6 protein-coding genes are annotated in these 4,404 nt (G+C 46.3%); 2 read left to right on the plus strand and 4 right to left on the minus strand.

Going from position 1 to position 4,404, the window contains the following annotated elements; genetic code table 11:
* Positions 1 to 126: 126 nt before the first annotated feature.
* From ACI94_RS05055 to ACI94_RS05070, 4 genes are all read right to left on the minus strand, one after another.
* Positions 127 to 462 carry an HNH endonuclease gene (locus tag ACI94_RS05055; protein WP_286681166.1) on the minus strand — a complete coding sequence of 112 codons (336 nt, stop codon included), beginning with the start codon at positions 460 to 462 and terminating at the stop codon, positions 127 to 129.
* 423 nt (positions 463 to 885) lie between these two features.
* Positions 886 to 2,196, minus strand: coding sequence for a type II restriction enzyme (locus ACI94_RS05060; protein ID WP_286681167.1), 1,311 nt, complete (start codon positions 2,194 to 2,196; stop codon positions 886 to 888).
* Complete coding sequence (locus ACI94_RS05065; RefSeq protein ID WP_286681168.1) at positions 2,196 to 3,140, minus strand: DNA adenine methylase; 945 nt, start codon at positions 3,138 to 3,140, stop codon at positions 2,196 to 2,198. The genes ACI94_RS05060 and ACI94_RS05065 overlap by 1 nt, the downstream gene beginning before the upstream one ends.
* 234 nt (positions 3,141 to 3,374) lie before the next feature.
* Positions 3,375 to 3,659: a nucleotidyltransferase family protein gene (locus ACI94_RS05070; protein ID WP_286681169.1), complete on the minus strand. Its 285-nt coding sequence runs from the start codon at positions 3,657 to 3,659 to the stop codon at positions 3,375 to 3,377.
* 93 nt (positions 3,660 to 3,752) lie between these two features.
* Between ACI94_RS05070 and ACI94_RS11030 the strand changes: the two genes are divergently transcribed.
* Together ACI94_RS11030 and ACI94_RS05075 are read left to right on the plus strand one after the other, a co-directional pair.
* Positions 3,753 to 3,968 carry a DUF1016 N-terminal domain-containing protein gene (locus ACI94_RS11030; protein WP_353743242.1) on the plus strand — a complete coding sequence of 72 codons (216 nt, stop codon included), beginning with the start codon at positions 3,753 to 3,755 and terminating at the stop codon, positions 3,966 to 3,968.
* Positions 3,969 to 4,153: 185 nt separating this feature from the next.
* A complete protein-coding gene (locus tag ACI94_RS05075; RefSeq protein ID WP_286681170.1) occupies positions 4,154 to 4,396 on the plus strand; it encodes a hypothetical protein in 243 nt (80 codons plus the stop codon).
* Positions 4,397 to 4,404: the final 8 nt, after the last annotated feature.

A 4,404-nucleotide genomic window follows, 5' to 3' on the forward strand; every position in this document is an offset into this window, starting at 1 on the left:
CCAATCATGTCGGCCTTTCACGCCGACGACTGGGGTTCAAATCCCCATAGCAGCATTCTGTTCTGGGTTGACACGCTTTCTGAGTGCCACTGCCCCTTTGAATACATTATATGCGCTAGCAGAGTTTCATCGGATATTTACGTACTTCCATTTTCCAGCAGAATACAAGAGATTATGAACAGCAGAATGACAATATTTGCAGAGCACAATTAAATTTTCGGGTTCTGCATCGCCGCTTGGAATGATGTTATGTATCTGCAATTTTCCCTCATATGCTGATGAGCCGTATGTGTACGGATTTCTTGAACCATACTCACCCATTCTACCGCAGATCTGGCATTTCATTTCATCTCTTTTTGAGATTTCTTCTCGCATCTTCTTTGAGGGTAACTTTCTCTTCGCCTTTTGGTCAAGATTATCAGGCACATCTCTAACTAACTTTAGCAGCAACTCATAATTCATCCTCTCACCTTCTAGATGGGTTATACCAGGATCTAATTTAGATCCTGTTGTATTTTGGCCTTCTTCCTCCGTGAGAACGTTTGTAGCGCTCGATGCTTGCCCGTTCCTCTTTTAACGCTCGTGAACGTGATCTTTTGGGACCACAGAGCATATGTGTAAACTTTTTTCCACTCCGAACATGATCTTCAAATCGTGAGTCCGGATTTTTCGTAATGCCTTGATAGACGATCTTTTTGCCTTCCTTTAACTGATAGCAATGTGTATCACGATTGGCACGACACCTCATCTCCGATCACACCTTGGAGAGGTCTCAATCGTCTATGAATAAATATTTACCCAGCGCGGTGTGAAAATAATGCCCCACTTTCAGCGATGGAACACAGAGAGAAGGTGAGGAGTGAACTTTACTCACTGAACTCATTCTCAGAATGTGAATTCAACGTTATCACAGATCCACTGGAACCATCGTTTAACAGTCGAAGCCCTTCTGCGTAGCGTGTCCCCGGATAGCGTAGTGTTCGCCTCAATAACATCTGCAATGTGAGCGAGGCTCAATCTTTCAAGGTTACAATTTAATTGGATAAGATCATGGAGTAATGTATTGAAGGTAGGCTTCGCTAGAATCTGCTTGAGTAATAATAAATTCCTCTGATTCCGGTTGTTGTACCGCCGTAATGTTTCACCAAGGGGAGTGAGTTCAAACGTGTTTCCTCTATCATCGTCACGCTTCAAAAACCCAAGATAAATGGCAGCATTGGCATAATAATCCCCCTGCCTTTCGTCGAAGTCAAAGAAAGTGGCAATTGATTCCTTTGTATTGAGAGTATCCCCTTCAAAGTTGGTCACGAGATCTATGACTTTATCGAGATCGTTTGCCTGAGGATAAGGAACACCTTGAGGCTCTTCGCTAGCGACCGGGACCGTTTTGACAAACTCGCTGAGATTAATGATCTGCTTGACAGGCTCGTTAACCACAAACCCCTGAGATCGGACAACTTCTAACTCTCCAAATTTATCCCCAAACCTAAATTCAGTCAGATAGAAGACCCCATTGGTATATATAAAGAATATTGGAATAACTTCTTTATCCGTCCGGATGGACCAGTCTCGATATGGATAGTAGAGCTGCCGGATATGGAAATCATCCCGCTTCCCAATTTTGGCCTCCAGGACATATATCTTATCCTGACTCTCAAAGCCGGCATCCACCTCAATTTGAACCCCTGATACATCGACACGATGATCACAACCGGGGAGACGGAAGTCAAACTTGGTGGAACGTAATCTTCCACGGATTGTCAGAAACAGATCGGACTCATTGGTAAACGTCTTCAACAGGGATACAAGATAAGCGTAATCAATTGCTTGCGATTCGCTAGATATCGAACTTAACTGAAGCGTCTTGAAATTCTGAATTTCAGCCCTAGGGACGTATTCTGTGATTAGGGTGCTATCCAGCGACGCGCCATATGAATAGTAACTCTGCTGGGTGTCGTCCTTGAAGATAATGTACCTGCCATTATCGACAGGGAAAATAGAGAGATTATGCTTTTTAAAAATCGTAGGCCGTGAACTCTGGGTATCTTGCTTTGCCATCAGGCGGGGTTCACGATGACTGCCACTGTTCTCTTTAAGTTCATCGGCTGTAACGTAGACAAACCCATTACTATTGATTCTTTCCAGAAGATTGAGATTATTAAAGACGTTTTGCCATGCCTCGTCGTTTTTTCCCATCAAAACACCGGAAGATCGTTTCTTCCAGTTTTGTAATTGGTTATTATCAATTCATTGATTTCGCCCCGCCGCTCACCGTTACAATTAATTGCGCGACGAGCCGAAACCCGATCGATATGATAGTCTGAATAAAGGTCTTCGAAGAAATGATCGGCTGGATCTTCATTTTTAGGATCCGAGTTGCTCAGCATCAACTTCGCTCCTTTTGAATCTAGGGTATGGAAGAACTCAGCAAGGCGCCTCTGGTCATCATCTCCGAAACCATCCTTGGAGTAGGAGGTGAAACTCGAAGTCTGGTTCAGAGGCCTGTATGGTGGATCAAAGTAGACGAACGTGCTCCCATCGACATACTGAGCGCATGTCGAGAAGTCACCGAGATGTATGCTCGTATTTTCAAGGAGAACCGAATCACTTTGGAGCACTTCTTTATGCAGTATTTTGGGGTTTTTGTACCGACCGAAAGGCACGTTGAACTCGCCTTTCGAATTGACCCGGAATAACCCGTTGAAGCAAGTTTTATTGAGGAATATGAGATCTGCTGCCCTCTGAACCCACGCTTTACTGTATTTCTGCCACTGAATTGAGGTCTTAAATTCGTTGAATCTGTTACGGATTTCGTAAAACAACTCTTGCCTCTTCTCAGGATCTAATCTCAGATATGCAGTTTCCATATCTTTCAATAGTTCAATAAGTTCCTCGACATCGTTCTTGACGACGTTATAAGCTAGCACGAGTTCTTCGTTTACATCAAAAATGTGACATTCGTCAAAGGTGTAATTGTTGTTTATATAGAAGTAGACCGCCCCTCCACCTACAAACGGCTCAACATATGTATCTACAAGGCCCTCTCTAACTTCTAGGGGAAACCGAGTCTCAAATTCCTCTAGCAACTGGCCTTTTCCACCAGCCCACTTTAAAAACGGCTTGGCATTCTGAACTTTCATCCTGTTGAACCTCTTTAGCAACCCCTAGATGTCTTACACTGTGTATGATCAATAGAAGTATTTAAGTGTAATTTTCGTGGTCTGAAGCAAAAAAGAATGCGAATGCCCAACGGTGAATGCACTAATCTAACGGGAATTCTGTAATTTCGTCTAGTCCCGTTTTCTAACCAGATTATTCTGCCTTAAAGAAGCTCAAAGACTTGTTTACATTGCTTGACGAGCAGCAACAGTTCCCTAGGCATAGACAACCTCGCCGAGGACGGCCTCGCGGATCCGGGGCTTCAAGGTATCGGCAATAACAAGGTCCGTCTTCCGCCCCAGGAGATCCTCGAGGTAGAACTTGAGATCCATAAAGTGGTCGAAGGTCTCCTCCCCCTCCCGGAACTCCACCAGGATATCGATGTCGCTTGCCGGCGTCTCCTCGCTCCGTGCCACCGACCCGAAGATGCCGATACGGGCCACGCCGTAGCGCTCCCGGATAACAAGTAGGTTCTGCCGGATCTGAGCAAGGGGATGCATCGTTACACCTGATTACTCCATCCTTCGCCTTATACCCTCCGATATCCGGGAGCTCGCATCCTGTCACCGTGGCCGGACAGTCCTGCATCACGCGTGGTCGGATCACTCTCTTCAGAACCGGACATCTCCTTTCTCCTCTCAGATCTCCGTGACCTGATCCGCGCGGCAAAAGGCCGTGCTGCGACTGCAGTAAACGTCGAACTGGGTCTGCTGTACCGGCATATCGGCGACCGAATCGACAGGGATATTCTCAAGGAAGAGCGAGCACCATACGGTAAGAGAATTCTTTCGACACTGTCGAAGAAATGAGAGTAGAATACGTTGCTTTGAGCCAGGTTTAAGGCAAGGAGGAAAATAGAATATTAATAACGCCCCAAAGTCAATATGCCCTGTGGTGCCGTCCGGTGAGAGAACGCAACCATCCTGCGCCAGAAGGGCCTGACCCGGAGGAGAAAGGAGCTATTTTTCTGGGATGGTTAAAGAAACGCGGCGGCATGAGGAGGGTGCAGGACTGTCAGCGAAAGTGCCGGGAGAACGGCTTTGAGGCGAAAGCATTTGTCGACTCAATGGGACAGGACTACATTCGCCTGTACCGTGCCGGCGGTGGTGACAGAGTCCTGAAACTTGAAAAGCCCGTGTGGGCGGATCAGTGGATGGCATACTACGACCTCGAAGTGCCCCACCAGGTAACGTCTCAGATCTTCTGTAATTTGCCTGAGCCCCGTCTCCTTGCCTGATCATTCCT

Origin of the sequence: Methanoculleus sp. DTU007 (genome assembly GCF_001512385.1) — an archaeon.
Lineage (GTDB): Archaea > Halobacteriota > Methanomicrobia > Methanomicrobiales > Methanoculleaceae > Methanoculleus > Methanoculleus thermophilus.

Excerpts from the sequence above, each read along its gene's own strand:
- ACI94_RS05060 (WP_286681167.1), bottom strand. The coding sequence starts at position 2,196 with ATGGGAAAAAACGACGAGGCATGGCAAAACGTCTTTAATAATCTCAAT.
- ACI94_RS05055 (WP_286681166.1), bottom strand. The coding sequence starts at position 462 with ATGAATTATGAGTTGCTGCTAAAGTTAGTTAGAGATGTGCCTGATAAT.
- ACI94_RS05070 (WP_286681169.1), bottom strand. The coding sequence starts at position 3,659 with ATGCATCCCCTTGCTCAGATCCGGCAGAACCTACTTGTTATCCGGGAG.
- ACI94_RS05065 (WP_286681168.1), bottom strand. The coding sequence starts at position 3,140 with ATGAAAGTTCAGAATGCCAAGCCGTTTTTAAAGTGGGCTGGTGGAAAA.
- ACI94_RS05075 (WP_286681170.1), top strand. The coding sequence starts at position 4,154 with ATGAGGAGGGTGCAGGACTGTCAGCGAAAGTGCCGGGAGAACGGCTTT.